Annotated in this window: 23 protein-coding genes; 10 read left to right on the forward strand and 13 right to left on the reverse strand. The window is 54.1% G+C overall.

The annotated features are described in order from the left end of the window. Both JTI98_RS06655 and JTI98_RS06660 read right to left on the reverse strand, forming a co-directional pair. Nucleotides 1–807 (reverse strand): SDR family oxidoreductase, encoded by an 807-nt coding sequence (locus tag JTI98_RS06655; RefSeq protein WP_044328435.1) that lies wholly within the window; start codon nt 805–807, stop codon nt 1–3. A gap of 70 nt (nt 808–877) precedes the next feature. Further along, complete coding sequence (locus JTI98_RS06660; RefSeq protein WP_044268586.1) at nt 878–1,825, reverse strand: sugar-binding transcriptional regulator; 948 nt, start codon at nt 1,823–1,825, stop codon at nt 878–880. 349 nt (nt 1,826–2,174) lie between these two features. Here JTI98_RS06660 and rluF point away from each other — a divergent pair, with 349 nt between their 5' ends. After that, nucleotides 2,175–3,050 (forward strand): 23S rRNA pseudouridine(2604) synthase RluF, encoded by an 876-nt coding sequence (gene rluF / locus JTI98_RS06665; RefSeq protein ID WP_054176733.1) that lies wholly within the window; start codon nt 2,175–2,177, stop codon nt 3,048–3,050. Here the strand turns inward: rluF and JTI98_RS06670 are convergent. The 7 genes from JTI98_RS06670 to rtcR all read right to left on the reverse strand — a co-directional run bounded on the left by JTI98_RS06670 (nt 3,047) and on the right by rtcR (nt 10,341). Next, nucleotides 3,047–3,319, reverse strand: coding sequence for a DUF3811 domain-containing protein (locus JTI98_RS06670; RefSeq protein WP_042321003.1), 273 nt, complete (start codon nt 3,317–3,319; stop codon nt 3,047–3,049). The two genes, rluF and JTI98_RS06670, sit on opposite strands and share 4 nt — an antisense overlap. 63 nt (nt 3,320–3,382) lie before the next feature. Next, nucleotides 3,383–4,141, reverse strand: a complete 759-nt coding sequence (locus JTI98_RS06675; RefSeq protein WP_104445921.1) for a DeoR/GlpR family DNA-binding transcription regulator — start codon at nt 4,139–4,141, stop codon at nt 3,383–3,385. Continuing rightward, nucleotides 4,128–4,991 (reverse strand): Cof-type HAD-IIB family hydrolase, encoded by an 864-nt coding sequence (locus JTI98_RS06680; protein WP_216082061.1) that lies wholly within the window; start codon nt 4,989–4,991, stop codon nt 4,128–4,130. The genes JTI98_RS06675 and JTI98_RS06680 overlap by 14 nt, the downstream gene beginning before the upstream one ends. 15 nt (nt 4,992–5,006) lie before the next feature. Beyond that, nucleotides 5,007–5,849, reverse strand: coding sequence for a histidine biosynthesis protein (locus tag JTI98_RS06685; protein ID WP_044253395.1), 843 nt, complete (start codon nt 5,847–5,849; stop codon nt 5,007–5,009). 27 nt (nt 5,850–5,876) lie between these two features. Next, on the reverse strand, nt 5,877–7,463 hold the full coding sequence (locus tag JTI98_RS06690; protein WP_216082062.1) for a PTS sugar transporter: 1,587 nt from the start codon (nt 7,461–7,463) through the stop codon (nt 5,877–5,879). 247 nt (nt 7,464–7,710) lie between these two features. Beyond that, a complete protein-coding gene (gene panS / locus JTI98_RS06695; protein WP_216082063.1) occupies nt 7,711–8,649 on the reverse strand; it encodes a ketopantoate/pantoate/pantothenate transporter PanS in 939 nt (312 codons plus the stop codon). Nucleotides 8,650–8,760: 111 nt separating this feature from the next. Further along, nucleotides 8,761–10,341: an RNA repair transcriptional activator RtcR gene (gene rtcR / locus JTI98_RS06700; protein ID WP_216082064.1), complete on the reverse strand. Its 1,581-nt coding sequence runs from the start codon at nt 10,339–10,341 to the stop codon at nt 8,761–8,763. A 451-nt stretch (nt 10,342–10,792) separates the two neighbouring features. On the opposite strand from rtcR, the gene JTI98_RS06705 reads away from it, so the two are divergent. The 3 genes from JTI98_RS06705 to JTI98_RS06715 are packed head-to-tail and all read left to right on the forward strand — an operon-like array spanning nt 10,793 to nt 13,944. Next, the gene (locus tag JTI98_RS06705; RefSeq protein ID WP_216082065.1) at nt 10,793–11,920 is read left to right on the forward strand and encodes a slipin family protein; all 1,128 of its coding nucleotides are present in this window, start codon (nt 10,793–10,795) and stop codon (nt 11,918–11,920) included. Nucleotides 11,921–11,925: 5 nt separating this feature from the next. Beyond that, nucleotides 11,926–13,152: an RtcB family protein gene (locus JTI98_RS06710; RefSeq protein WP_042999016.1), complete on the forward strand. Its 1,227-nt coding sequence runs from the start codon at nt 11,926–11,928 to the stop codon at nt 13,150–13,152. Between the two features lie 6 nt (nt 13,153–13,158). Continuing rightward, complete coding sequence (locus JTI98_RS06715; protein WP_216082066.1) at nt 13,159–13,944, forward strand: nucleotidyltransferase domain-containing protein; 786 nt, start codon at nt 13,159–13,161, stop codon at nt 13,942–13,944. Between the two features lie 97 nt (nt 13,945–14,041). Here the strand turns inward: JTI98_RS06715 and lysC are convergent, their stop codons facing one another. Further along, on the reverse strand, nt 14,042–15,391 hold the full coding sequence (gene lysC / locus JTI98_RS06720) for a lysine-sensitive aspartokinase 3 (RefSeq protein WP_042999018.1): 1,350 nt from the start codon (nt 15,389–15,391) through the stop codon (nt 14,042–14,044). A gap of 293 nt (nt 15,392–15,684) precedes the next feature. Here lysC and pgi point away from each other — a divergent pair, with 293 nt between their 5' ends. The 5 genes from pgi to JTI98_RS06745 all read left to right on the forward strand — a co-directional run bounded on the left by pgi (nt 15,685) and on the right by JTI98_RS06745 (nt 21,510). After that, complete coding sequence (gene pgi, locus JTI98_RS06725; RefSeq protein ID WP_042999019.1) at nt 15,685–17,331, forward strand: glucose-6-phosphate isomerase; 1,647 nt, start codon at nt 15,685–15,687, stop codon at nt 17,329–17,331. A 404-nt stretch (nt 17,332–17,735) separates the two neighbouring features. Further along, the gene (gene yjbE / locus JTI98_RS06730) at nt 17,736–17,978 is read left to right on the forward strand and encodes an exopolysaccharide production protein YjbE (RefSeq protein ID WP_042321038.1); all 243 of its coding nucleotides are present in this window, start codon (nt 17,736–17,738) and stop codon (nt 17,976–17,978) included. A 63-nt stretch (nt 17,979–18,041) separates the two neighbouring features. Further along, nucleotides 18,042–18,680: a YjbF family lipoprotein gene (locus tag JTI98_RS06735; protein ID WP_216082067.1), complete on the forward strand. Its 639-nt coding sequence runs from the start codon at nt 18,042–18,044 to the stop codon at nt 18,678–18,680. Further along, nucleotides 18,677–19,414 carry a capsule biosynthesis GfcC D2 domain-containing protein gene (locus JTI98_RS06740; protein WP_044328942.1) on the forward strand — a complete coding sequence of 246 codons (738 nt, stop codon included), beginning with the start codon at nt 18,677–18,679 and terminating at the stop codon, nt 19,412–19,414. Before JTI98_RS06735 ends, JTI98_RS06740 begins: the two co-directional genes overlap by 4 nt. Then, nucleotides 19,414–21,510 carry a YjbH domain-containing protein gene (locus JTI98_RS06745; RefSeq protein WP_216082068.1) on the forward strand — a complete coding sequence of 699 codons (2,097 nt, stop codon included), beginning with the start codon at nt 19,414–19,416 and terminating at the stop codon, nt 21,508–21,510. Before JTI98_RS06740 ends, JTI98_RS06745 begins: the two co-directional genes overlap by 1 nt. A 12-nt stretch (nt 21,511–21,522) precedes the next feature. Here JTI98_RS06745 and JTI98_RS06750 read toward each other — a convergent pair whose 3' ends face one another. Both JTI98_RS06750 and JTI98_RS06755 read right to left on the reverse strand, forming a co-directional pair. Beyond that, nucleotides 21,523–21,987 (reverse strand): acyltransferase, encoded by a 465-nt coding sequence (locus tag JTI98_RS06750; RefSeq protein WP_216082069.1) that lies wholly within the window; start codon nt 21,985–21,987, stop codon nt 21,523–21,525. 10 nt (nt 21,988–21,997) lie between these two features. After that, complete coding sequence (locus tag JTI98_RS06755) at nt 21,998–22,507, reverse strand: GNAT family N-acetyltransferase (RefSeq protein WP_044253372.1); 510 nt, start codon at nt 22,505–22,507, stop codon at nt 21,998–22,000. A gap of 140 nt (nt 22,508–22,647) precedes the next feature. Between JTI98_RS06755 and psiE the strand changes: the two genes are divergently transcribed. After that, nucleotides 22,648–23,058 (forward strand): phosphate-starvation-inducible protein PsiE, encoded by a 411-nt coding sequence (gene psiE, locus JTI98_RS06760; RefSeq protein ID WP_042999025.1) that lies wholly within the window; start codon nt 22,648–22,650, stop codon nt 23,056–23,058. Between the two features lie 92 nt (nt 23,059–23,150). Here the strand turns inward: psiE and malG are convergent, their stop codons facing one another. After that, entirely contained in the window at nt 23,151–24,041 is an 891-nt protein-coding gene (gene malG, locus JTI98_RS06765) for a maltose ABC transporter permease MalG (protein ID WP_044253369.1), read from the reverse strand. Nucleotides 24,042–24,044: the final 3 nt, after the last annotated feature.

Raw genomic sequence — 24,044 nt, forward strand, 5'->3', positions numbered from 1 at the left:
TTAGCCGCGCGTTTTTCCGCCCGCAATGTTAGTGGTTACTCCGGTAATGTAGCTGGCACGTTCAGACAGAAGATAACAAACGAAATCAGCAACTTCGCTCAGGCGTCCCGAACGGCCAATCGGAATCGCGTTCTTGCTATAGCCTTCACGCAGCTGATCAACGGTGATATTGCGGGTCCAGGCCAGCGCTTCTTCATATTCTGGCGTGCGCAGTCCCGTTTTTTCCAGAATCCCGGGAGCAATGCCGACCACGCGAATGCCGTGTTTGCCCAGCTCTTTTGACCAGGAACGGGTGAAGCTATTCAGCGCCGCCTTCGTTGCGGCATAGCAGCTCTGGCCTTCTGACCCTTCCAGCCCGCTTTCCGAAGAGACGTTGACGATAACGCCGTTACGCTGTTTCACCATCTGGCGCGCCACTGACTGTGACATTAAAAACACGCCTTTCTGGTTGATATTGACCATTTTTTCAAACGCGGCTTCGTTTAATTCATACTTTCCTGCAGGCGCTTTTTCATCGACCAACAGGCGGGGAAAGTTAACGCCAGCGTTATTAACCAGACCATCAATACGACCAAAGCGCTGGATGATTTCATCCACGGTGTGATTAACCTCTTTGGCGCTGGAAATATCCGTCGGCCAGAAGTGGTAGTCGTTATTACCTTCATGCCTTGCTTCGCCGCCATGAATATCCGCCATCTGGACATTTGCACCTTGTGCTAATAATTCTTCGACAATGGCTAAGCCAATTCCGGATGCGCCGCCGGTTACAATAATGACTTTATCCTGTAGATTTAACCACGTTTGCATAATTAACTCCCAAATTCAGAGAAGGGGACCCTGCATAAAATAAATTACGTCAGGATCAAGATGAGTATATTTACTTCAACAATAATTCAGCGGTATGGCTATTAGTGACCAGCGCATTAATATAGTTTCCACGTAATGCGCCGAGAATGCCGCTAAGCTTTTCTTCACCCATTGCGATGCCGATGGAATAACGCGCTTGCTTTAATTTGTTGGTTTCGATGGAAAGCGTTTTTTCGCTCATCGTAGTCTCCACCGTCACGCCGTTAATATCGTAAAAGCGCGAGCAAATGTCTCCGGCAACCTGCCGGGCATGCAGGTCGTCACTCTCTTCGCTGCCGTAAAAGGCATGCCAGTTTGCACCGTCGCGAATTGCCGGAGAACCGATCCCTACCAGCGCAACATCCAGATTGTCCCAGTAGGCAGAAATCGAATTAAAGTGCTGGGACTGCATAATACCGTTGCGAATCAATGGATTTTCCAGCAGTGCCGGAAAATCAGCCAGATGTGATTCGCCTTTCAGCTTTGCCGCCGCGCCGTAGGTCAGCGTATTGACGTGATAGCGGCTCTCGAGCTTCCCGGATGGCCCGCCGATAATCGGCACGCAGATCAGCTGGCGTGACTGGCTGGCTGGCGACAACCCTTCGACCAGTGCGCGTACTGCGCGTCCCCAGGAAAAACCAATGATGTCGCCGGGTTCCAGTAAACGTTCCAGCAACTGCGCGCCGTGCACGCCCATCATGGCAAGTTGTTCCTCTTCCTGCTCGTTGTCGCAGGTGATCACCACCGCTTCTTTGAGGCCGAATCGTTGTTTAAGCTGCTGTTCCAGCCACAGGTTTTCGTTGTAATCGTAGTTGATGGCGATAGTGACGATGCCCTGTTCACGACCGCGTTTCAGCAGGCGGCTGATGGTGGTGCGATAAATCCCCAGTTCACGGGCGATCTGCGCTTGTGTCATATCCTGTTCGTAATAGAGCTGCGCTATTTTTACGATCAGGCGGATATCATCACTGTTTTCCATCGCCATTTGTAGACTCCTGCACATTTGTGCAAATCACCAATCTGCCCTCTTGATCTGATATAACCTCATAAAAGGGGGAGTTCAAAGCGATTTTCTCTTCTTTGTGCGTCATGAGCTGGCGATTAATGTTGCACATATGATGTGCGGAGCGCTCGTTGTTGGCACAGATGTGCACATAATCCTAATCTCTTGATTCTGTTAATTTTCATTCAACAAAATTGCACGTAAAGATCGGAGACACTTTTGTGTCGAAAGGTGGGGCGGATCACAAATAGCGCTGAGGCCAATTTGCACGATTATTTTTTATCGCCAGCAAGGTAAGGTATATTCCGCATTCAAAGGAGAAATTATGCTGCCCGACTCATCCACACGACTCAACAAATACATCAGTGAAAGCGGAATCTGCTCGCGCCGCGAAGCGGATCGCTTCATCGAGCAAGGGAATGTCTTCATTAATGGCAAACGCGCCACCATTGGCGACCAGGTGATGCCTGGCGACGTCGTGAAGGTGAATGGTCGGTTGATTGAGCCGCGTGAAGCGGAAGATCTGGTCTTTATCGCGCTGAACAAGCCGGTGGGGATCGTGAGCACCACCGAAGACAGCGAGCGCGACAATATTGTTGATTTCGTTAACCACAGCAAGCGCGTATTCCCGATTGGCCGTCTGGATAAAGATTCCCAGGGACTGATCTTCCTGACCAACCACGGCGATCTGGTGAATAAGATCCTGCGTGCCGGTAACGATCATGAAAAAGAGTATCTGGTCACGGTCGACAAACCGGTTACGGATGAGTTTATTCGTGGGATGAGTGCCGGCGTGCCGATTCTGGGTACTGTCACAAAAAAATGTAAGGTGAAGAAAGAGGCGCCGTTTGTATTCCGCATTACCCTGATCCAGGGGCTGAACCGTCAGATCCGCCGCATGTGCGAACATTTCGGTTATGAAGTGGTGAAGCTTGAACGCACGCGCATCATGAACGTTGGCCTGTCCGGTCTGCCACTGGGAGAATGGCGTGACCTGACGGATGATGAGCTAATTACGCTGTTTAAGCTTATCGAAAACTCTTCTTCAGAAGCGAAACCGAAGGCGAAAGCGAAGCCGAAAACCGCGGGAATCAAGCGTCCGGTGGTGAAAATCGAAAAGACGGCGAACAAAGAGAAAGCGCGCCCGGCGGCAAACGGCAAACGCTTTACCTCGCCGGGGCGTAAGAAGAAAGGACGTTAACGTCTGCCGCGCGTTGGCGTGTTCGCTGACCAGGAAAATGACGCTTCAGCATCCGGTTTATAAGCCTGCTTTTTCTTCAACTGGCGGGCTTTTTTTGCCTCGGCTTCGCGCAAGACCATCAGCTTATCAATGTACTCTTTCTTCACGCTGTTGGTCTCTGCGTTGGTCAATTGACGACCATGCGCGATACGGGCGCGATCCAGCAACGTTTTCAGTTCGCGCTGTTCGCGCTCGGTCATCTCTTTTTGGGTAATGCGGGGGAGTGCCATACGGGTGCCCTCTGTCTGCCTGGTGATTTCAGTGTACGGCAATACGCCTCGGGCGGATAGCGCTCAGTCAGCAATACGCAGTTTTCCGGCGAAATCCTGTTGTGTATAACCCGTTGTTTTAAATCCCTTATCCGTAATGACGTAATCGATCTCTTTGAGAGTCGCGATACACATCACGCCGTCCTGACCAAATTTAGTATGGTCAGCGAGAATCACGGATTTTTTACTCATCGCAATCATCGCTTTGGCAACGTATGCCTCGTCAAAGCTCTTCACGAGTACACCATGCTGCGGCGAAATGCCACCCGCACCGATAAAGCAAATATCAGCGTGAATCGCATTAATCTGCTGGCACACAGAGACGCCCAGATTGGCGCGGAAATGGTAATCGTATTCACCGCCTAAGACATAGACTCGCGCCTGGAGATTATGCTCTTTTATTTTATCGGCAATTAAGGCGGAATTGGTAATAACGGAAAACGCGAGAGGGGGTAAGTGTTCGGCAAGAATAAGATTCGTGGTACAGGAATCAATAAATAGCGTATCGCGCTCGCTGACCATTCCCGCCGCCGCTTTGCCAATCGCCATTTTTTCTTCGCGATGGGCATCAATTCTCGCGCCAAATGCATCTTCCTGAACAACCTGTTTTTTGACCGCGCCACCGTGAATTTTGGTGATTTGACCTTCAGACTCCAGCAAAGAGAGATCGCGGCGAATGGTTTCCGAGGTCACGTTCAGCGTTTCTGATAATTTAATAACGGTCACTTCACCGAACTTGTTTAATTCATCAAGAATATGCTTTCTTCTTTTAATCGGGTTCATTATTTTCCGCCAGGGTCGAACTTTGCCGCATGGTAACTGGATGCGCAGAGCAACGCAACCACTCCAGCGCGCAGACGATACCCTCATCATCATTGGTGGTGGTTACATACCGCGCCTGATGTTTCACGCTATCTGGCGCGTTGCCCATTGCGATGCCGAACCCGGCAACGGCGAACATGCTGATGTCATTCTGTTGATCGCCAATGGCGGCAATCCCGGTGGTTGGCAGATTTAATTGGCGGGCGATTTCATTTAGCGCATAGCCTTTATTTATTTCGCTACGTTGAATATCAATATAATTCCCACCGGTGATTGTCGCCTTATAGTCATTGGGTAACTGACGACTTATTTCCCGACAGAGATCGTCGATCCTGGCGTGTTCTGCGACCAGCGTAATTTTAAATATATCGCGACGATTAAAGATATTCCCTGGTGCGGCGCTAATAAGCGGTAACGCAAATAAACTGGCCTCATAGGATGTCCACGGGGCGATAAGGCGATCGTCGCGGTGATAAATCGCCTGGGCAGTAAAAAAATGGTGAGGATAACGGGACAGCGAAATATGGCGGTCAATCTCTCTGAGATCCATCCGGGTAAGGGCCGCAGAATGCAGAATGCGGTGTGACGCCAGTTCAAGGATCTGTCCGCCGTTGAAGCCTGCGCACCAGTCAAACAGTGTCTCAACCTGCTGCTGTTGTAACAGGCGCGCCATTGAGGAGACCGGTCTGGCGGAACAGGCGGCCAGCAGACCGCCGCGCTGTCGAAAGTCAACCAGCGCCTGACGTGTGCGTGGCGTGATAGTCTTCTGCGACGTCAGCAATGTTCCATCCAGATCGGTAACCAGTAGCATTATTGTTCTCTGTCGTTAGGCATGAGCGATAAACGGGGTCACGGCCTCTTTGGCGGCATTGCAGACCATATTGTCGATTGCCGTACCGACGACCAGGATATTAACCCCGGTGTCCTTAAATGCTTTGGCATTGGCGAGGTTAATGCCTCCTTCCGCCAGCGTCGGGACGTCCACCGCGCCAACCAGCGCCCGAAGACGGTCTTTAATCATCTGCGGGATATCGCCTGCCGCCACGCCTTCATAGCTCATGCCGGTCATCAGGCCGATCATATCGACGCCAATTTCCTGCATACGCTTCGCTACGCTGGCGACCTCTTCCGGGGTGCGTGCCGGAATACCGAAGGTATGCAAATCATCCGGATGACCAATGTAGGCATCCACGGTCAGGCCATACTGATGGGCGAGGTTGACGATGTCCTGCAGGTCGTCCCAGTCTGATTTATGGGTATGTAAACCGTCAGCTCCGGCGCGGGCAATCTCCAGAATCTCTGTTTCGCTGAGCGGGACGGGCAGCGTTTCGGTAAACCCGCCCGCAATGCCCACGGTGATGAAGATGTCGTCCGGGACCACATTACGCACGCCGTGCACAGCTTCTGCCATCTGACCGTTGGTGATTTCGTGGCGGATTTGCTCCGCCGCGTGCATGTTACTCACCCCTTTGTGTCCGCGCGCCAGCGCCAGCGCAGGATGGTTCGGCTCGAGCAGTTTCACGCCTGCCTCACAGACCGCTTTTGCCAGGCGCGCATCGTCGCCGGTGATCCCCGTGCTGAGGATGGTTTGCCCGCCGTGCAGCGCGATGGCATCTTTCACTTTCTGTAACGCTTTGGCGCGTTTTTTATTCATATCGCCTTTAAACATGGTGTACCTCTGGTGTTGGTGCATTTATTAACGGGCAGACGCCACAGATTCACTCTGTACGACAGCCTTAAAACGGTTCGCAATGATGGTGGTGATACAGGTCATTGCCATGACAGTGAACATCACAATCGCCATCTGTAATGCGTTGCTGGATAAGAACGGTGAGGCGAACGCCGGGACGTAGGCCACCCCTTTGATGTTAAAGAAGCCGAGCATCATGCCGCCCATTCCGGCCCAAAAGATGGCGGAACCAAAGACGATTTTGTTGGCGAACATGAAGGGGTAGGCGGATTCCACAAACGTTCCGAAGCCCAGGTTGATAAGCAGGCCTGGTGTGGCGACGGCCGCTTCGCTTTTTTCGCGTGGTGCGATGACGTTAGCCAGGTTAATGCCGGCAGCAACCATCACCAGACCCACCATATCCACAGCGCCGAGGAAACTGACGCCGGATTTCTCCATCTCCAGCAGCACCAGCGGTAGAATGACCGCGTGATAGACACCGCCCAGAATGGCTGGCCAGATCACCAGACCGGCCAGCAGCCCGGCAAGAATCGGACTGAATGCCAGCGTGCTTTCGATAGCCAGCTTGATGTAGTTACCGGCGGAGAGCGCCAGGGGACTCAGCAGATAATGCATGATCAGGCCAGCAGTCAGACCCGAAATCCCGCCGGCAACGATGTTGACGGTGGTCATCGGGAAACGCCAGTTCAGGCACAGCTCAAACAACCAGCGCACAAAAATCCCGGCCATCAGACCGCCGATAATCCCCCCGATCAGGCCGCCTTCAACGGAAAGCACCCCGGCGACGACCCCGGCCACAATGGAGACTTCATCAAGTTCGGAGATCTGTTTTGCCGCCAGCACGGCAACCAGCACCGGCAGACCCTTCAGCAGGATTTCAAAGATATCGTTGAGTTTTTCCAGCCCGGGGATGTGGCTCAGGGCGAGTACGATCGCCATCGCGATAAAGCCTGGCAGCGCCGGGATCATGATGCTGCGGATGTTAAAGCGCTTAAGCAGACTCTTTCCGGAACCGCCTTGTGCAGGCGACGCGCTGCCCAACTGGGGTTTGTATTTGATACCCCAGTATTTACACAGCGAGGCGACGAAAGAGACCGCGCGAGTGCGGCTGGTGGTCCCCGTGGTGCCTGAGGTGGCGACCACATTGGCGCCCTTTGCGGCGACCAGCGCCATCGAGGTGCCGCCGGTGCCGACAATCGGGGTTTTCATTTCTACGGCGGCATCAAAAACGGCCTGGTTAGCTTTTACCGGATCGGCGCTCATCACTACGATCCCGTCGATCTCACCGCGGCGGATCATCCCGGCTATCTGGCGATCGCTCTCAACGACGGAGGCATTCACCTCGGAGAGTTTGCCCTGGAAGATACGTTGTGGTTTTGTGTTGTTTTCTGTGGTTAAGGCATAGACGGCTGCTGGGGTGTCAGGTTTGGCGACATCCATCGACGCCTCTGCTGCAATGAACTGCACGGCAGCGACGGTGACACCCGCGGCTTCACACTGCTGATAAATCTCCTGGAGTAACTTCTCTGGCTCAGCGCCACCCAGGTTGTAGAGGTTGCCTCCACTGCTTCCAATAATCGCAATTTTTTTCATAGCGGCCTCAAAGAAAAGATAGGGTAGGGGGTTATCTGTGTTGTAGTGGGATCATATTCCCAAGCAAAACAAAATAAAGCAACATTAAAAGAACGAATACAGCTCTCGATAAAATAATAAATTTATAATAATTAACTGAAAATAAAGGTATTAATTATATTTTTGTTTTGTGTTGATATTTGTTGTTTTGTGATGAGGTTCAAACAAGGAAGGCAAGGAATGGGGGAAATCCCCCATTCGCAGGGGATCAATTTTCTTTGACAGCACTCTGCTGTTCATCAATCGGTTTACCGGACCAGTACCCTGCCAGCAGAGAGCCGGAAAGGTTGTGCCAGACCGAGAACAGTGCGCCGGGGAGGGCCGCGAGCGGGCCGAAGTAGATTTTACCCAGCGCGGCGGCGAGACCGGAGTTTTGCATTCCCACCTCGATCGCCAGCGTGCGGCAGGTTGACTCGTCAAAGCCAAACAAGCGCCCGCCCCAGTAACCGCCGAGCAGGCCGATGGTGTTGTGTAGGATCACCGCGATAATCACCACGAAGCCGACGGACGCGATATGCGCGGCGGAACCGGCAACCACTGCGCTGATGATCGCCAGAATGCAGACCATCGAAAACGTGGGCAGGTAAGGTTCAACTGCCTTCACGACGCGCGGGAACAGATGATGGATCACCAGGCCCAGCGCAATTGGGATCACCACAATTTGCAGGATGCTGAGCAGCATCCCCATCACATCCACCTGAATGTGCGCATCGACATACAGACGCGTCAGCAGCGGTGTGGCGACCACGCCCACCAGAGTGGAGACGGAAGAGATCGTTACCGAGAGTGCGACATCGCCTTTCGCCAGGTAGATCATGACGTTAGATGCCGTGCCGCTGGCGACGCTTCCGACCAGCACCATCCCGGCGGAGAGTTCCGGCGGCATGTTAAATGCCATCGCCAGTACCCAGGCCGCCAGCGGCATCACCAGATAGTGCAGGAAAATTCCCGCCGCAACCGGTGCCGGGCGTGAGAGCACACGTTTAAAATCATCCACTTTCAGGTGGACGCCCATGCCGAACATAATCAGCATCAACAATGTCGTCACCCACGGGCCGACAGGCGTAAAGGTGGATGGCGTGTAATACGCAATAGCAGAGAGCAGCAGCGCCCATAACGGGAACAGCCTGGTGAGAGTGGCGAGCATGTTGTTTTCCTTGCACATATGTTGTGTTTGCTTGTTATTAACGGGTTGGGATCGAGCCCAACCATCATTATTGTGTATCGTGTGAAGAGGTATTATTCAAACAAATTATGCTTATGTTCTGACTTTGAGATTTTCCCAGCTCAGACCAAACCGAGCCAGGTACTTACGCAGACGGTCGGCATCGTTGGGATTGGCTTTCTTTTGTCGTGAGACGGCGAAGAGTTCACGTCCGGCTTCGGACAATGATGCGCTGCGGCGACAGACCTCAAGCACGGTTTCCAGTTGGCGGCGGTCAAAGAGGTCGAGTTCCATCTCCAGTTCCGGTTGCGACGGCGCCTCTCCCCAGCTCTCCTGCAAAAGCGCAATCTCTTCGTCGACAAGGGCCTGCGTGATACGTCCTTGCTCGGCCAGCGTCGCCATTCGCGCGACGGAGGAACTCAGTTCGCGGAAATTGCCACGCCACTGCGCCTGAGGTGAACAGGCAAACGCCAGATAGCGTTCACGCGCCTCCTTATCAAAACGAATCTGATTCTGTCGGCTGCGGGAGAAGCGTTGCAGCTCATACTCCACGTTAGGGGCGATGTCTTCACGCCGCTGTGCAAGGCCGGGCAGGGCAAAGCGCCACATGTTTATCCGTGCGTAGAGATCTTCGCGAAAACGCCCTTCGGCGACCCACTGCGGCATATCGCGATGGGTTCCGGCTATCAACTGGAAATCGCTGTACACCTCTTTATCTGAGCCAAACGGGAAGAAGGTTTTCTCCTCGATCGCTTTCAGTAGCATGGCCTGTTCATCCAGCCCCAGTTCCGCGATCTCATCCAGAAACAGCACCCCGCCGTCGGCTTCACGTAACAGTCCCGTTCGTGACGACAGTGCGCCCGTAAACGCACCTTTCACATGACCAAACAGCGTCGACATGGCGTTATCGCCGCGCAACGTCGCGCAGTTCACTGCCACCAGTTTTCCACCCACCAGATGCCGTGACTGACGAAGCTGAAAAATCCGTTTTGCGAGGAAGGATTTCCCCGCACCGGTGGGGCCAGTGAGCAGGATAGGATCGCCAGAGCGCAAGGCAACGCGCTCAATACGGTCAATCAGTTTATTGAACGTGGCATTGCGCGTCTCGATACCGCCTTTGAGGAAGGAGATCGATTGCTGCTGCTCACGCTGAAAGCGACTGGTGAGTGTGGCATAACGGCTTAAATCAAGATCGATCACCGAGCAGGTGCCAGCGGCAACATCCTCCTGCGGAGCGCCCTTCGGTGCGGGTCCGGTTTGCAGAAGGCTGGCGGGCAGATAGCGGGCTTCCGTCAGCAGGAACCAGCAAATTTGCGCCACATGAGTGCCGGTAGTGATGTGCACCAGATACTCTTCATTCTCGGTATCGAAGATGTAATGAGTGGCAAAGTCGAGGAACGCGGCGTAGACCTCTTCGAAATCCCAGGGATCGGTAATGGGAATGGCATGTGGACGAACCTCAGTATGTGGTGAGAGCAGGCTAATATCTTCCGCTAACTGCTGACACATCCCGGCATCGCGTGGCTGGTGGATAAGCTCCAGCCGATCGACCGGGAAATCCGGCTGTTGGCACAGTCCGACCGTGGGCCGCCATTTCTTTAACCGGTTTGCCCGTTTGCCGCGTTTATCCAGCACCGTGCCCAGTACACCAATCACCACCCGTCGCTTTTTCATGTTTATCCAAAAAGATAAAGTTCGATAGGTAAGGATAAAAAACAGGCGAGACGTCTGCAATCATCATTTTTGGTGATGAAAATTAATTCCTTATTAATCAATAAAGTAAAAAATAATTTCGTCTTTTTTTCGTTCTGGCACGCTTCTGGCAATAACTCTCTCGTCAACACGTTGAAAGCGCAGGGGGTTAAACCCCGCCGGCACGTCAGGAACGGCTGAGGCTGTATTCCGGAAGTGTTCCGTCAACCGATGACACCTGAACAATGGGTTCGATTCCCGATTCATTCTCCCAATGAAACTGGTTGTTAATCATAGAAATAAAAACGGGCACTGCGCAGTTAACAGGCCCCAAAACAGGTCGCCGGTCACGATGCCGCGCCGCAGGCAAAAGGGAATTCCCCTGTGGCCTCGCCTCCGCACCCGCACCTGACTTGATAAGGAAAAAAGAAAAATGACGAAGAAAATCACGATCCGTAAAGGGCAATTAGGTCTGTTAGCCAAAAACGGCGACTACTATCAGGTTCTGGAGGCGGGTGAACACCGTCTGCCGTGGTTCAACACGCCAGAGGTGCTGGTGGTTAATCTGGACGGCAGCGAAGTGCCGGAAGCGCTGGCGAATTATTTACGCCGCTTTCAACCAGACTGGGTATCACGTTATGCCCTGGCCGTTGATCTTAACGACAGCGAAGCGGGCGCGTTATACATGAATGAGGTGTTGCAGGAGATCCTGCCGCCGTCAACGCGCCGTTTGTACTGGCGGGCCGACGAGGCGTTGAAACTGGTACGGATGGATACGCGTCAGGTTCAGGTGCCTGCTGAGGTCATGAATGCGGTTCTGCAACCGCGACGTAGCGGCGCGGTAAAAGGTCGTGAAGCGATGCTTACCGTACAGGTGCCTGCCTGGCACGCCGGAGTGTTGAAAATTGATGGCGAGACGCAGGCACTGTTGCCGCCGGGTCTGACGGCGTACTGGAAAGTGAATCATCTGGTTGACGCTGAAGTGGTGGATACCCGTTTGCAGGTGCTGGAAGTGGGCGGTCAGGAAATTTTGACCAAAGATAAGGTCAACCTGCGCTTGAATCTGGCAGCGAACTGGCGTTACCGCGATGTGTTGCTGGCGTTTGCACAGCTCACTAAACCGCTCGATCATCTGTACCGCGAACTGCAGTTTGCGCTGCGGGAGGCCGTCGGGACGCGCACGCTTGATGAGCTGCTGGAAGATAAACAGGTAATTGATGAGGTGGTCAGCGCACAGGTGAAAGACCGGTTGGCGCCATATGGTATCGACGTGGCGTCGCTGGGTGTGAAGGACATTGTGTTGCCGGGGGATATGAAAACGATTCTGTCCCGTCTGGTTGAAGCGGAAAAATCGGCGCAGGCCAACGTGATCCGCCGTCGTGAAGAAACGGCAGCGACGCGTTCGTTGTTGAATACGGCGAAAGTGATGGAAAACAACCCGGTGGCTTTGCGTTTAAAAGAGCTGGAAACCCTCGAAAGAGTGGCAGAGCGTATCGATAAAATCTCGGTATTCGGTGGCCTGGACCAGGTTCTGCACGGCTTAGTGAACATTAAAGGATAAGAAACATGGCACATCACGACTATGCGCTGTTGACGTCGCAGAACGCGGCGCCGGTGAAAATGTGGACGCACGGCGTCCCGGTGGAACCCGAGGCACGCCAGCAACTGCTGAACACGGCGAAGATGCCATTTATTTTTAAACACCTGGCGGTCATGCCGGATGTGCATCTGGGGAAAGGGTCAACGATTGGCAGCGTGATCCCGACCAAAGGAGCGATTATTCCGGCAGCAGTGGGGGTGGACATCGGCTGTGGGATGATTGCGGTACGTACCTCGCTGCTGGCTGGCGATCTGCCGGATAACCTCAGCGGGTTGCGGAGCGCGATTGAGCAGGCCGTTCCCCACGGGCGAACCAATACGCGATCCCGTCGCGATAAAGGGGCGTGGGACACGCCGCCAGAGGAGGTGAGTACTCACTGGGGGACACTGGCACCGCGCTTTACGCGCCTGACTGACAAGTATCCCTCGCTGCTGAAAACCAATAACTATAAGCATCTCGGAACGTTGGGAACCGGTAATCACTTCATTGAAGTGTGTCTGGATGAGCAGCAGCGCGTCTGGGTGATGTTGCACAGTGGTTCGCGTGGTGTGGGGAATGCCATCGGCAACGTCTTTATCACGCTGGCGCAGCAGGATATGCAACAACATATCGCGAATTTGCCTGACCGAAACCTGGCGTATTTCCAGGAAGGGAGTCGGCACTACAACGACTACATTGAAGCGGTGGAATGGGCGCAGGATTTTGCCCGACAAAACCGGGAGGTCATGATGTCCCGCGTGCTGGCCGCGCTGTCGCGTAGCGTGAGTAAACCGTTTATCACGCAACAAGAAGCAGTGAATTGCCACCATAACTACGTGCAAAAAGAGCGTCATTTTGGTGAAGAGGTGCTGGTAACGCGTAAAGGTGCCGTTTCCGCACAAAAAGGCCAGATGGGGATCATCCCCGGATCTATGGGGGCGAAAAGCTTCATTGTGCGTGGGTTGGGAAATGAAGAGAGCTTCTGTTCCTGCAGTCATGGTGCGGGAAGAACCATGAGCCGAACGGCGGCTAAAAAACGCTTTACCGTAGCGGATCAGATCCGCGCGACGGCCCACGTTGAATGCCGTAAAGACAGCGAGGTGATTGATGAAATTCCGCTGGCCTACAAAGACATTGATGCCGTGATGGCGGCGCAGTCTTCGCTGGTGGAGATCGTGCATACGTTGCGGCAGGTGGTATGTGTAAAAGGATAAAAGAAGATGACCAAAAATGCAGTGAGTGCCGCAATGTGCGAACGGGTCATGCGGCAGCTCAAAGAGATAGAAACCCGCTACGGTGTCAGGGTGCTGTATGCCTGCGAATCGGGGAGTCGTGGCTGGGGATTTGCCTCGCCGGATAGCGATTACGATGTGCGGTTTTTGTATGTTCATCCGCCGGAGTGGTATCTGCGGGTTGATGCGCCGCGTGACGTGATCGAGCTGCCAATCGACGATGAGCTGGATGTGTGCGGCTGGGAGTGGCGTAAAGCGCTGGGTCTGCTGAAGGGCGCTAACCCAACGCTGATCGAGTGGCTGGATTCCCCGGTGGTTTATCAGCAGGATGATGCTACGGTCAGTGCGCTTAAAGCGATGATACCGCAGTGGTTTTCTCCGCTTCGTGCGCGCTGGCACTACTACTCGATGGCGCGAAAAAACTTTCGCGGCTACTTGCAGGGGGAAACGGTGCGTCTGAAAAAGTACTTCTACGTCCTGCGTCCGCTGTTGGCGGTGCGTTGGGTTGAAGCAGGAAAAGGCGTTCCGCCCATGCGGTTTGCCGAACTGCTGGCAGGAAGCGAACTGGATGCGCCGTTACGTCAGGAAATAGATGAACTGCTGGTGCGCAAACAGCGGGCTGGGGAGGCGGAGTATGGTCCGCGTCGTCCGCTGCTGCATGCGTTTATCCACGCCGAACTGGCGCGAGGCGAAATCCCGCCAACGTTACCGGATAGCCGCGAAGGCGACGTGAAGGCACTGGATCGACTGCTTTACGAGACGGTGATGTCATGACCGTGTTGCCCGATGATGCTCACGCTTATCGGGCCGACACCGGCTGGCCTCCAGGCCGGATAAGGCGTTTCATCGCCATCCGGCATTCAGGCCTGTCTCACTCAAACAAATTATGGTGCAGCTTCTGTACCACCTGTTCTGCTTCGGTGCCAGGCACCAGGAAACAGAGGTTATGGCTGGAAGCGCCATAGCAAATCATGCGGATATTGAACGGTTCCAGTACGCCGAACACCTCTTTGCCGACACCGCAGGCTTTCGACAGATCGTTACCAATCAACGCGACCAGCGCGAGACCTTCTTCCACTTCCACCCGACACAAGGCCGACAGTTCCATTAGCAGCGACTGCGTCAGCAGCGTATCGCCGGTGGAGGTGGAACCGGTGGTGTCCAGCGTCAGCGCCACGCTCACTTCAGAGGTGGTGATCAAATCTACGGAGATATTATGGCGCGCCAGAATGCCGAACACTTCAGCCAGGAAACCGCGCGAGTGCAGCATATTCAGGCTGTGCAGGGTCAGCAGCGTCTGCTTACGACGCAGCGCCAGCGCACGGAACAGCGGTGGATTCTGCGTTTTGTTACAAACCAGCGTGCCGCCTGCTTTCGGATCTTTACTGGAGCCAACGAAGACCGGGATATCGCTGCGCACCGCCGGCAGCAGGGTGGCCGGATGCAGCACTTTCGCGCCGAAGGTGGCCATTTCCGCCGCCTCTTCAAAGGCGATTTCATCGATACGCTGGGCGGCAGGCACCACGCGAGGATCGGTGGTATAGATGCCCGGAACATCCGTCCAGATATCGACACGCGCCGCATGCAGCGCTTCGGCCAACAGGGCGGCCGTGTAGTCGCTGCCGCCGCGTCCGAGTGTGGTGGTACGCCCTTTGCCTTCGCTGCCGATGAACCCTTGCGTGATCACCAGCCCTTCGCTCAGACGCGGGGTCAGTTGCAATGTCGCCAGCTCCGCCAGCGCCGCTACGTCAGGTTCGGCACGGCCAAAGCGATCGTTGGTTCGCATCACTTTACGCACATCAAACCACTGCGCCTGAACGTTACGCTCACGCAGGATCTCAACAAACAGCAGGGTGGACATCAGTTCGCCGTGGCTGACCAGTTCATCCGTCAGTGCCGGGGAGGTGGCTAATGAGGCCGCTTCCGCCAGCGTGGTGATATTTTCCAGCAGGCGTTCAATCTCTTCACGAATGACGTTGGGATAACGCAGACGCTCCAGGATATCGAACTGAATTTTACGGATGGCGTCGAGCTTCTCAAAGCGAGCCTGTGGTTCCAGTCCTTCTGCCAGCGCCACCAGCAGATTGGTGATGCCAGCAGAAGCTGAGAGCACCACTACGCGCACGTTTGCATCGGAAAGCACCACGTCGGCGCTGCGGTTCATGGCATCAAAATCAGCGACGCTGGTACCGCCAAATTTGGAAACAACGATTTCTGTCATAACAACCTCGTGTCAGGGAGTGAGAAAGCGACCTGGGCACAAAGGCAGAACAGAAACCGGTGCAGGCGCAAATACCGTATTTATAAATAAAATGTGCAGACGACACTGTCAACGCCGGGATTATGCGGATTTTTCATGCTGGCAAGTGGCTGAGTAACCGTACTTATAACAACGCGGTTTTTTCACTGTATTTGACCGAAGCCAGGGCAACGGCACTAAAACAATCACACTTTTCTGTGACTGGCGTTACAATCGATCTCAGTCACAATTCTCAAATCAGAAGAGTATTGCTAATGAAAAACATCAATCCAACGCAGACCTCTGCCTGGCAGGCACTACAAAAACACTTTGACGACATGAAGGACGTTACCCTCGCGGATTTGTTCGCGAAGGATAACGATCGCTTCAGCAAATTCTCCGCAACGTTTGACGATCTGATGCTGGTGGATTACTCCAAAAACCGCATCACCGAAGAGACGCTGGCGAAACTGCAGGATCTGGCGAAAGAGACCGATCTGGCGGGCGCCATCAAGTCCATGTTCTCCGGCGAGAAAATCAACCGTACGGAAGATCGTGCCGTGTTGCATGTGGCGTTGCGTAACCGTAGCAATACCCCGATTATGGTTGACGGCAAAGATGTGATGCCGGAAGTCAACGCGGTGCTGGAGAAGATGAAATCTTTCTCCGAAGCCATTATTTCGGGTCAGTGGAAAGGTTATACCGGTAAAGCGATCACCGACGTGGTCAACATCGGTATTGGCGGCTCCGACCTCGGCCCGTTCATGGTGACCGAAGCGCTGCGCCCATACAAAAATCACCTGAATATGCACTTTGTTTCTAACGTCGACGGTACCCATATCGCCGAAGTGCTGAAGAAAGTGAATCCGGAAACTACCCTGTTCCTCGTGGCGTCCAAGACCTTCACCACGCAGGAAACCATGACCAACGCCCACAGCGCGCGTGACTGGTTCCTGAAAACCGCCGGTGATGAAAAACACGTTGCGAAACACTTCGCTGCACTGTCTACCAATGCGAAAGCGGTTGGTGAGTTCGGTATTGATACCGCCAACATGTTCGAGTTCTGGGACTGGGTGGGCGGTCGTTATTCTCTGTGGTCAGCGATTGGTCTGTCGATCATCCTGTCTGTCGGCTACGACAACTTTGTGCAACTGCTGTCCGGCGCGCATGCGATGGATAAGCACTTCTCGACCACGCCTCTGGAGAGCAACCTGCCGGTGCTGCTGGCGCTGATCGGCATCTGGTACAACAATTTCTTCGGTGCTGAAACCGAAGCCATCCTGCCGTACGACCAGTATATGCACCGTTTCGCGGCCTACTTCCAGCAGGGCAATATGGAGTCCAACGGGAAATATGTTGACCGTAACGGCAACCCGGTGGATTACCAGACGGGTCCGATCATCTGGGGTGAGCCGGGAACCAACGGTCAGCACGCGTTCTACCAGTTGATTCATCAGGGAACCAAAATGGTGCCTTGTGACTTTATCGCCCCGGCGATTACCCATAACCCGCTGTCCGATCACCATCCGAAGCTGCTGTCTAACTTCTTCGCCCAGACTGAAGCGCTGGCGTTCGGGAAATCCCGCGAAGTGGTGGAGCAGGAATACCGTGACCAGGGTAAAGATCCGGCCACGCTGGAACACGTGGTACCGTTCAAAGTGTTTGAGGGCAACCGCCCGACTAACTCCATCCTGCTGCGTGAAATCACCCCGTTCAGCCTGGGGGCGCTGATCGCCCTGTATGAGCACAAAATCTTTACACAGGGCATCATCCTGAACATCTTTACCTTCGACCAGTGGGGCGTTGAGCTGGGTAAACAGCTGGCAAACCGTATTCTGCCGGAGCTGAAAGATGATAAGGCGATCGAAAGCCACGACAGCTCGACTAACGGATTGATTAACCGTTATAAAGCCTGGCGTTAATCTGCCAGCGTGCCGGATGGTGGCGAATGCCTTATCCGGCAAATTAATAATGAAATCAGCCGATATTATTATCGGCTTTTTTTATAAGATAATTCCGGTTGTCCGTGTTGTTCTCCACCGTTCTATATTGAGCATAATCCTAAAATAATAAATAACCGGAAAATAACGCCGTGTTATTTTAGGATAATACGGATCGTTCAGATGTCAGGTTTTAATGATAACTAATTGTTTTTAATGTTTATTCTTATTTTAATTAAAGTAAATAATTCAACAAAAGTCCAATTATCCTAAAACCATTCCGCTATTTCCCCCTACCGTAATTCGCATGCTTTAGTTGTGTATACTCGATCCCGCCCGAAACGCTTTTGGGCAAATCTCCATTCATTCAATGAAGGGAAATTGTTATGAAAAAAGTTCTGTATGGCATTTTTGCCATATCTGCGCTTGCGGCGAGTTCTGTCTATGCAGCCCCCGTTCAGGTGGGTGAAGCAGCAGGCTCGGCAGCAACGTCGGTGTCGGCGGGTAGCTCCTCGGCATCCAGCGTGAGCACCGTAAGTTCGGCGGTGGGTGTCGCTCTGGCGGCAACCGGCGGCGGTGACGGTTCCAATACCGGGACCACCACCACAACCACCACCAGTACCCAGTAACACCGGTACGTTTAACTCTAACCACACTTCGGTGTGGTTATTTTGCCCCTCTGGAGAAGAGTCGTGAAGCGACCTGCGCTCATATTACTTTGCCTGCTGTTACAGGCCTGCTCAGCCACCACAAAGCAGCTGGGCAACTCACTGTGGGACAGTCTGTTTGGCACGCCCGGCGTCCAGCTAACGGACGATGATATCCAAAACATGCCCTACGCCAGCCAGTACATGCAGCTCAACGGCGGGCCGCAGCTGTTTGTGGTGCTCGCTTTCGCAGAGAACGGGCAGCAGAAATGGGTGACGCAGGATCAGGCCACTCTCGTGACCCAGCATGGTCGTCTGGTGAAAACGTTGCTTGGCGGCGACAACCTTATCGATGTGAATAACCTCGCAGATGACCCGCTGAGTAAACCGAATCAGATCGTCGACGGTGCCACCTGGACCCGCACGATGGGCTGGACGGAATACAAGCAGGTGCGCTATGCCACCGCGCGCTCCGTCTTTACATGGGATGGCAACGACACGGTAAAAGTCGGTAGCGAAGAGACGCCGGTTCGCGTGCTGGACGAAACCGTCACGACCGATCAAGCGCGCTGGCATAACCGTTACTGGATCGATAACGAAGGGCAAATTCGCCAGTCGGAGCAGTATCTGGGCGCGAACTTTTTCCCGGTGAAAACCATGCTGATTAAGGCGGCAAAATCATGATGAAACGGACTCTTGCAGCGCTGATCTTCAGTTTGAGCGCATCATCTGTTTTTGCTGCGGGGACCGTTAAGGTCTTTAGCGCCGGTAGCACAGAGCCGAAAACGCTTACCGGCGCTGATCATCTTATCGATCTGGTGGGACAGCCCAGACTGGCGAACAGCTGGTGGCCTGGCGCGGTGATCGCTGAAGAGAAAGCGACCGTGAAAGCGCAGGGCCAACAGCAGGCGCTGCTGGCGCGCCTGGCGGCGTTAAGCGCCAACGCAAGCGGGGACGATGCCGCCGCCATTAACGCGTTGCGCCAGCAAGTTCAGGCGCTGAAGGTGACGGGTCGACAGCTGGTGAATCTCGATCCGGACATCGTGCGGGTCAGCGAACGCGGCAATCCGCCGTTGCAGGGCAACTACACGCTGTGGGTCGGCGGGCAGCCGACGGACGTCACGCTCTTTGGCCTGATAAGCCGTCCCGGAAAACAGCCGTTTATGCCCGGACGCGACGTCGTCAGCTATCTCGATGGACAAGACCGGCTCAGCGGCGCGGATCGCAGCTATGCGTGGATTGTTTATCCCGATGGCCGAACGCAGAAGGTGCCGGTGGCGTACTGGAATAAGCGTCACGTTGAACCGATGCCTGGCAGCATCATTGTTGTCGGGCTGGATGATTCTCTTTGGAGCAGCGAACCGGAAGCGCTGAACGCCGACATTCTTCATACCCTGACGCAGCGGATACCTGAATAATGAAAAAAACATATCTGCTCAGCTTACTGGCGCTGGGCATCAGCGCAGCCTGCCATGCCGAAACGTACCCGGCGCCGATTGGACCCTCTCAGTCGGATTTTGGCGGCGTGGGATTATTACAGACCCCAACCGCGCGCATGGCGCGTGAAGGGGAGTTGAGCCTCAACTATCGTGATAACGATCAGTACCGTTACTACTCCGCCTCCGTACAGCTTTTCCCCTGGCTGGAAACCACGCTGCGCTACACCGATGTGCGGACCAAAAAGTACAGCAGCGTCGAATCGTTTTCCGGCGATCAAACCTACAAAGATAAAGCGTTCGATCTGAAGTTACGCCTGTGGGAAGAGAGCTACTGGATGCCGCAGGTGTCGGTCGGTGCGCGAGATATCGGCGGGACTGGCCTGTTTGATGCGGAATACCTCGTGGCGAACAAAGCCTGGGGACCGTTTGATTTCTCACTCGGCCTCGGCTGGGGATACCTGGGAACCAGCGGCAACGTCAGTAACCCGCTCTGTTCGTACAGCGATAAATATTGCTACCGCGATAACCGCTATAAACAAGCTGGCTCCATTGATGGCAGCCAGATGTTCCACGGCCCGGCATCGTTGTTTGGCGGCATTGAGTACCAGACGCCGTGGCAGCCCCTGCGGCTGAAGCTGGAATATGAGGGCAATAACTACCAGCAGGATTTTGCGGGCAAGCTGGAACAGAAAAGCAAGTTTAACGTCGGCGCCATTTACCGCGTCACCGATTGGGCCGACGTTAACCTCAGCTATGAACGTGGTAACACCTTTATGTTTGGGGTAACGCTGCGGACTAATTTCAACGACTTACGCCCATCGTATAACGATAACGCGCGGCCGAAATACCAGCCGCAACCGCAGGACGCGATCCTGCAACACTCAGTGGTGGCGAATCAGTTGACGCTGCTGAAATACAACGCCGGACTGGCAGATCCGCAGATTCAGGTGAAAGGCGATACGCTGTACGTGACCGGCGAGCAGGTGAAATACCGCGACTCGCGTGAAGGTATTGAACGGGCGAATCGGATCGTGATGAACGATTTGCCAGAGGGGATCCGCACGATCCGCGTGACGGAAAACCGTCTCAACCTGCCGCAGGTCACTACCGAAACGGACGTCAGCAGCCTGAAACGCCATCTGGAAGGCGAACCGCTGGGACAGGAAACGCCGCTGGCGCAACAGCGCCTTGAGCCGATAGTGCCGGAACGCACTGAGCAGGGCTGGTATATCGACAAGTCGCGCTTCGACTTCCACCTCGATCCGGTGCTGAACCAGTCCGTGGGCGGACCGGAAAACTTCTACATGTACCAGTTGGGTGTGATGGCGACGGCGGATCTGTGGGTGACCGATCACCTGCTGACCACCGGAAGCTTGTTTGGAAATCTCGCCAATAACTACGATAAATTCAACTACACCAATCCGCCGAACGATTCGAAGCTGCCACGTGTGCGTACCCGCGTGCGTGAATATGTGCAGAACGACGTTTATGTGAACAACCTGCAAGCTAACTATTTCCAGTACTTGGGTAACGGTTTCTATGGTCAGGTCTACGGGGGTTATCTTGAAACCATGTATGGCGGGGCTGGGGCAGAAGTGCTGTACCGTCCGGTCGACAGCAACTGGGCGTTTGGTCTGGATGCAAACTACGTGAAACAGCGTGACTGGCGCAGCGCGCAGGACATGATGAAATTCACCGACTACAGCGTGAAGACCGGACACTTGACGGCCTACTGGACGCCGTCATTCGCCCAGGACGTGCTGGTGAAAGCAAGCGTCGGTCAGTATCTGGCGGGGGATAAAGGCGGCACGCTGGATATCTCTAAACGCTTTGACAGCGGCGTGGTGGTGGGTGGTTACGCCACGCTTACCAACGTCTCGCCGGATGAGTATGGCGAAGGGGATTTCACCAAAGGCGTCTACGTGTCGATTCCGCTGGATCTCTTCTCTTCCGGCCCGACCCGCAGTCGTGCGGCCATCGGCTGGACGCCGCTGACGCGTGATGGGGGTCAGCAGCTCGGACGTAAATTCCAGCTCTATGACATGACCAGCGATAAAAGTGTGAATTTCCGCTGAGTTAACGTGGTTTTATCCAGCCGGAAGACGGCGTAATAATCTGGCTGGATTACCCGCATATACGCCTTTTTCGGTGATTGATTTGGTCACCACGCTACCCGCACCGATAACTACGCCATCGCAGATACTGACCGCCAGTATTGTCGCGCCGCTACCAATGGAGACATCGTCACCAAGAGTAATTCGTCCCCAACTGCTGCGGTCGGCATTGGGTTTTCCTTCCCGAAACATATCGTTAGCGAACATGACGCCGTGGCCGATAAAGCAGCGGGAACCGATGGTGACATATTCGCAAATGAAGGTACGCGACTGGATTTTTGTCTCTGCGCCAATCTGCGTATTTCCCTGAATTTCGACAAAGGGGCCGACAAAAACGTTGTCGCCAAGCCGGCAGTCGTAGAGATTGGCGGGTTCATAAATCACCACATTTTCACCACAGGTGACATTGCGGAGGGTGGACTGATGAGTCGTTGCCATTTTGGGTCTCTCAGAGCGGTTTTTCCATGACGTGAAGCGTAGTGGTCTGCGACGTGGTGGAAAAAAAAGTGTTTTTCACAAAGGTCATTCCCTGCTGTTCATAGAACTGACGTGCCCGGGGGTTATCCGCCAGTACCTCCAGCCAGATCCGTGTTTCCCCTTGCGCTTTGGCCTGACGGACCACTTCGGCAAAAAGCTGTTCACCGTACTGTTTGCCAGTTTCGCCCGGCAGAAGGTAGATCTTATGCAGCAATGTCCCCGGCGGGTCTTGTGGCTCAAGGGCCTGATGTAACGAATACTTCGCAAAACCAATCGGGACGTCAGTAAAAGCGATCAACCAGAAGGTGCCCGCTTCTGCGAGACTTCTGGCGATGGCGGGCAGAGAATATTCCTGCTCAAGATACGCCGCCAGTTCGTCATCATTTTTCCACAGATGGGCAAAATGATGACGATAGCTGGTATATCCCATTGTGCTCAACAGGCTGGCATCATCTTGTATTGCCATTTGAAACCGAAGCATTTCGCCTTCCTTTCAGAATGTTAGGGTTGAAAGGATTGTCACACCCTTTTCTGGTTGCACAAAACATAAACAAAAAATATAGATCTCCGTCACATTTTTGCGTTATACAGGAACCTCACCACTGAGAAAGAGGTGCTGTTATGACGTCACTATCTCGTCCGCGCGTGGAGTTTATCTCTACGATCCTACAGACCGTGTTGAACCTTGGGCTGTTGAGTCTGGGCCTGATCCTGGTCGTATTCCTCGGCAAAGAGACACTGCATCTGGCTGATGTGCTTTTCGCGCCTGAACAAGCCAGCAAGTATGAGCTGGTGGAAGGGCTGGTTGTCTACTTTCTCTATTTCGAATTTATCGCGCTGATTGTGAAGTACTTTCAGTCAGGTTTTCACTTTCCGCTGCGCTATTTCATCTATATCGGGATCACCGCGATTGTCCGGCTGATCATCGTCGATCACAAATCACCAATGGACGTGTTGATCTATTCGGCGGCGATCCTGCTGCTGGTAATCACCCTTTGGATGTGTAATTCGAAACGCCTGAAGCGCGAGTAAAAAAAGGGCGCTCCGTGGAGCGCCGAATTACAGTCACAAGTTGGATAAAACAAGTTGAGGGTGCAGTGGCATTACAGGTACTTCGATGAAACTTAACCTTTGACTCCGCCCGCCGTCAGGCCGTTGACCAGCCAGCGCTGCGCCAGCAGGAAGACCAGAGTGATTGGAATCGCGGACAGCACGGCGGCAGCGGCAAAATCGCCCCACAGATAGTTTTGTGGGTTGAGGTACTGCTGCATCCCGACCGCCAGGGTGTAGCTGTTCACATCACGTAGCAACAGTGAGGCAACCGGTACTTCGGTGATGGCGGCAATGAACGACAGAATAAAGACCACCGCCAGAATGGGCACCGACAGCGGCAGCAACACCAGACGGAACGCCTGCCACGGGGTTGCTCCATCCAGTGCGGCCGCTTCTTCCAGCGAGCCGTCGATGGTTTCGAAATAGCCTTTGATGGTCCACACATGCAGTGCGATACCGCCGAGATAGGCGAAGATCACCCCGCCGTGGGTGTTCAGACCGATAAACGGAATGTACTGACCGAGGCGATCGAACAACGCGTACAACGCGACCAGCGACAGCACCGCCGGGAACATCTGGAAAATCAGCATTCCTTTGAGCAGCGTGGCTTTGCCAGGGAAGCGCATACGGGCAAAAGCGTAGGCACAGGTAGTGGACAGCGCCACGATACCCATTGCGGTGATCCCGGCGATTTTCACCGAGTTCCACAGCCATAACAGTACCGGGAAGGGGGGCGGCGTGACGCGGCCATCAGCGTGTTCAACGCTAAAGCCCAGCGCCAGCCGCCAGTGCTCCCAGGAGATTTTTTCCGGGATCAGGCTCCCGGTCGCAAAGTTACCTTCACGCAGCGAGATGGCGATAACCATCAGCAGCGGGAACATGATCGCCGCGATAAATATCAGTAGCAGCAGGTGCGTGATAAAGAGGCGCAACTTTTGAGATTTCGGTTGGACCATAGCCATAAT

This window comes from Citrobacter sp. MGH 55, assembly GCF_016906145.1.
Taxonomy (GTDB): domain Bacteria; phylum Pseudomonadota; class Gammaproteobacteria; order Enterobacterales; family Enterobacteriaceae; genus Citrobacter_A; species Citrobacter_A amalonaticus.

Bases quoted from the DNA above. Each gene is read 5' to 3' on its own strand.
- JTI98_RS06750 (WP_216082069.1), bottom strand. From the start codon at position 21,987: ATGGCAACGACTCATCAGTCCACCCTCCGCAATGTCACCTGTGGTGAA.
- rtcR (WP_216082064.1), bottom strand. From the start codon at position 10,341: ATGAAAAAGCGACGGGTGGTGATTGGTGTACTGGGCACGGTGCTGGAT.
- malG (WP_044253369.1), bottom strand. From the start codon at position 24,041: ATGGCTATGGTCCAACCGAAATCTCAAAAGTTGCGCCTCTTTATCACG.
- JTI98_RS06655 (WP_044328435.1), bottom strand. From the start codon at position 807: ATGCAAACGTGGTTAAATCTACAGGATAAAGTCATTATTGTAACCGGC.
- JTI98_RS06755 (WP_044253372.1), bottom strand. From the start codon at position 22,507: ATGCTTCGGTTTCAAATGGCAATACAAGATGATGCCAGCCTGTTGAGC.
- pgi (WP_042999019.1), top strand. From the start codon at position 15,685: ATGAAAAACATCAATCCAACGCAGACCTCTGCCTGGCAGGCACTACAA.
- lysC (WP_042999018.1), bottom strand. From the start codon at position 15,391: ATGACAGAAATCGTTGTTTCCAAATTTGGCGGTACCAGCGTCGCTGAT.
- JTI98_RS06740 (WP_044328942.1), top strand. From the start codon at position 18,677: ATGATGAAACGGACTCTTGCAGCGCTGATCTTCAGTTTGAGCGCATCA.
- yjbE (WP_042321038.1), top strand. From the start codon at position 17,736: ATGAAAAAAGTTCTGTATGGCATTTTTGCCATATCTGCGCTTGCGGCG.
- JTI98_RS06690 (WP_216082062.1), bottom strand. From the start codon at position 7,463: ATGAAAAAAATTGCGATTATTGGAAGCAGTGGAGGCAACCTCTACAAC.
- JTI98_RS06745 (WP_216082068.1), top strand. From the start codon at position 19,414: ATGAAAAAAACATATCTGCTCAGCTTACTGGCGCTGGGCATCAGCGCA.
- JTI98_RS06660 (WP_044268586.1), bottom strand. From the start codon at position 1,825: ATGGAAAACAGTGATGATATCCGCCTGATCGTAAAAATAGCGCAGCTC.
- psiE (WP_042999025.1), top strand. From the start codon at position 22,648: ATGACGTCACTATCTCGTCCGCGCGTGGAGTTTATCTCTACGATCCTA.
- rluF (WP_054176733.1), top strand. From the start codon at position 2,175: ATGCTGCCCGACTCATCCACACGACTCAACAAATACATCAGTGAAAGC.
- JTI98_RS06670 (WP_042321003.1), bottom strand. From the start codon at position 3,319: ATGGCACTCCCCCGCATTACCCAAAAAGAGATGACCGAGCGCGAACAG.
- JTI98_RS06705 (WP_216082065.1), top strand. From the start codon at position 10,793: ATGACGAAGAAAATCACGATCCGTAAAGGGCAATTAGGTCTGTTAGCC.
- JTI98_RS06680 (WP_216082061.1), bottom strand. From the start codon at position 4,991: ATGCTACTGGTTACCGATCTGGATGGAACATTGCTGACGTCGCAGAAG.
- JTI98_RS06715 (WP_216082066.1), top strand. From the start codon at position 13,159: ATGACCAAAAATGCAGTGAGTGCCGCAATGTGCGAACGGGTCATGCGG.
- JTI98_RS06710 (WP_042999016.1), top strand. From the start codon at position 11,926: ATGGCACATCACGACTATGCGCTGTTGACGTCGCAGAACGCGGCGCCG.
- JTI98_RS06685 (WP_044253395.1), bottom strand. From the start codon at position 5,849: ATGTTTAAAGGCGATATGAATAAAAAACGCGCCAAAGCGTTACAGAAA.
- JTI98_RS06675 (WP_104445921.1), bottom strand. From the start codon at position 4,141: ATGAACCCGATTAAAAGAAGAAAGCATATTCTTGATGAATTAAACAAG.
- panS (WP_216082063.1), bottom strand. From the start codon at position 8,649: ATGCTCGCCACTCTCACCAGGCTGTTCCCGTTATGGGCGCTGCTGCTC.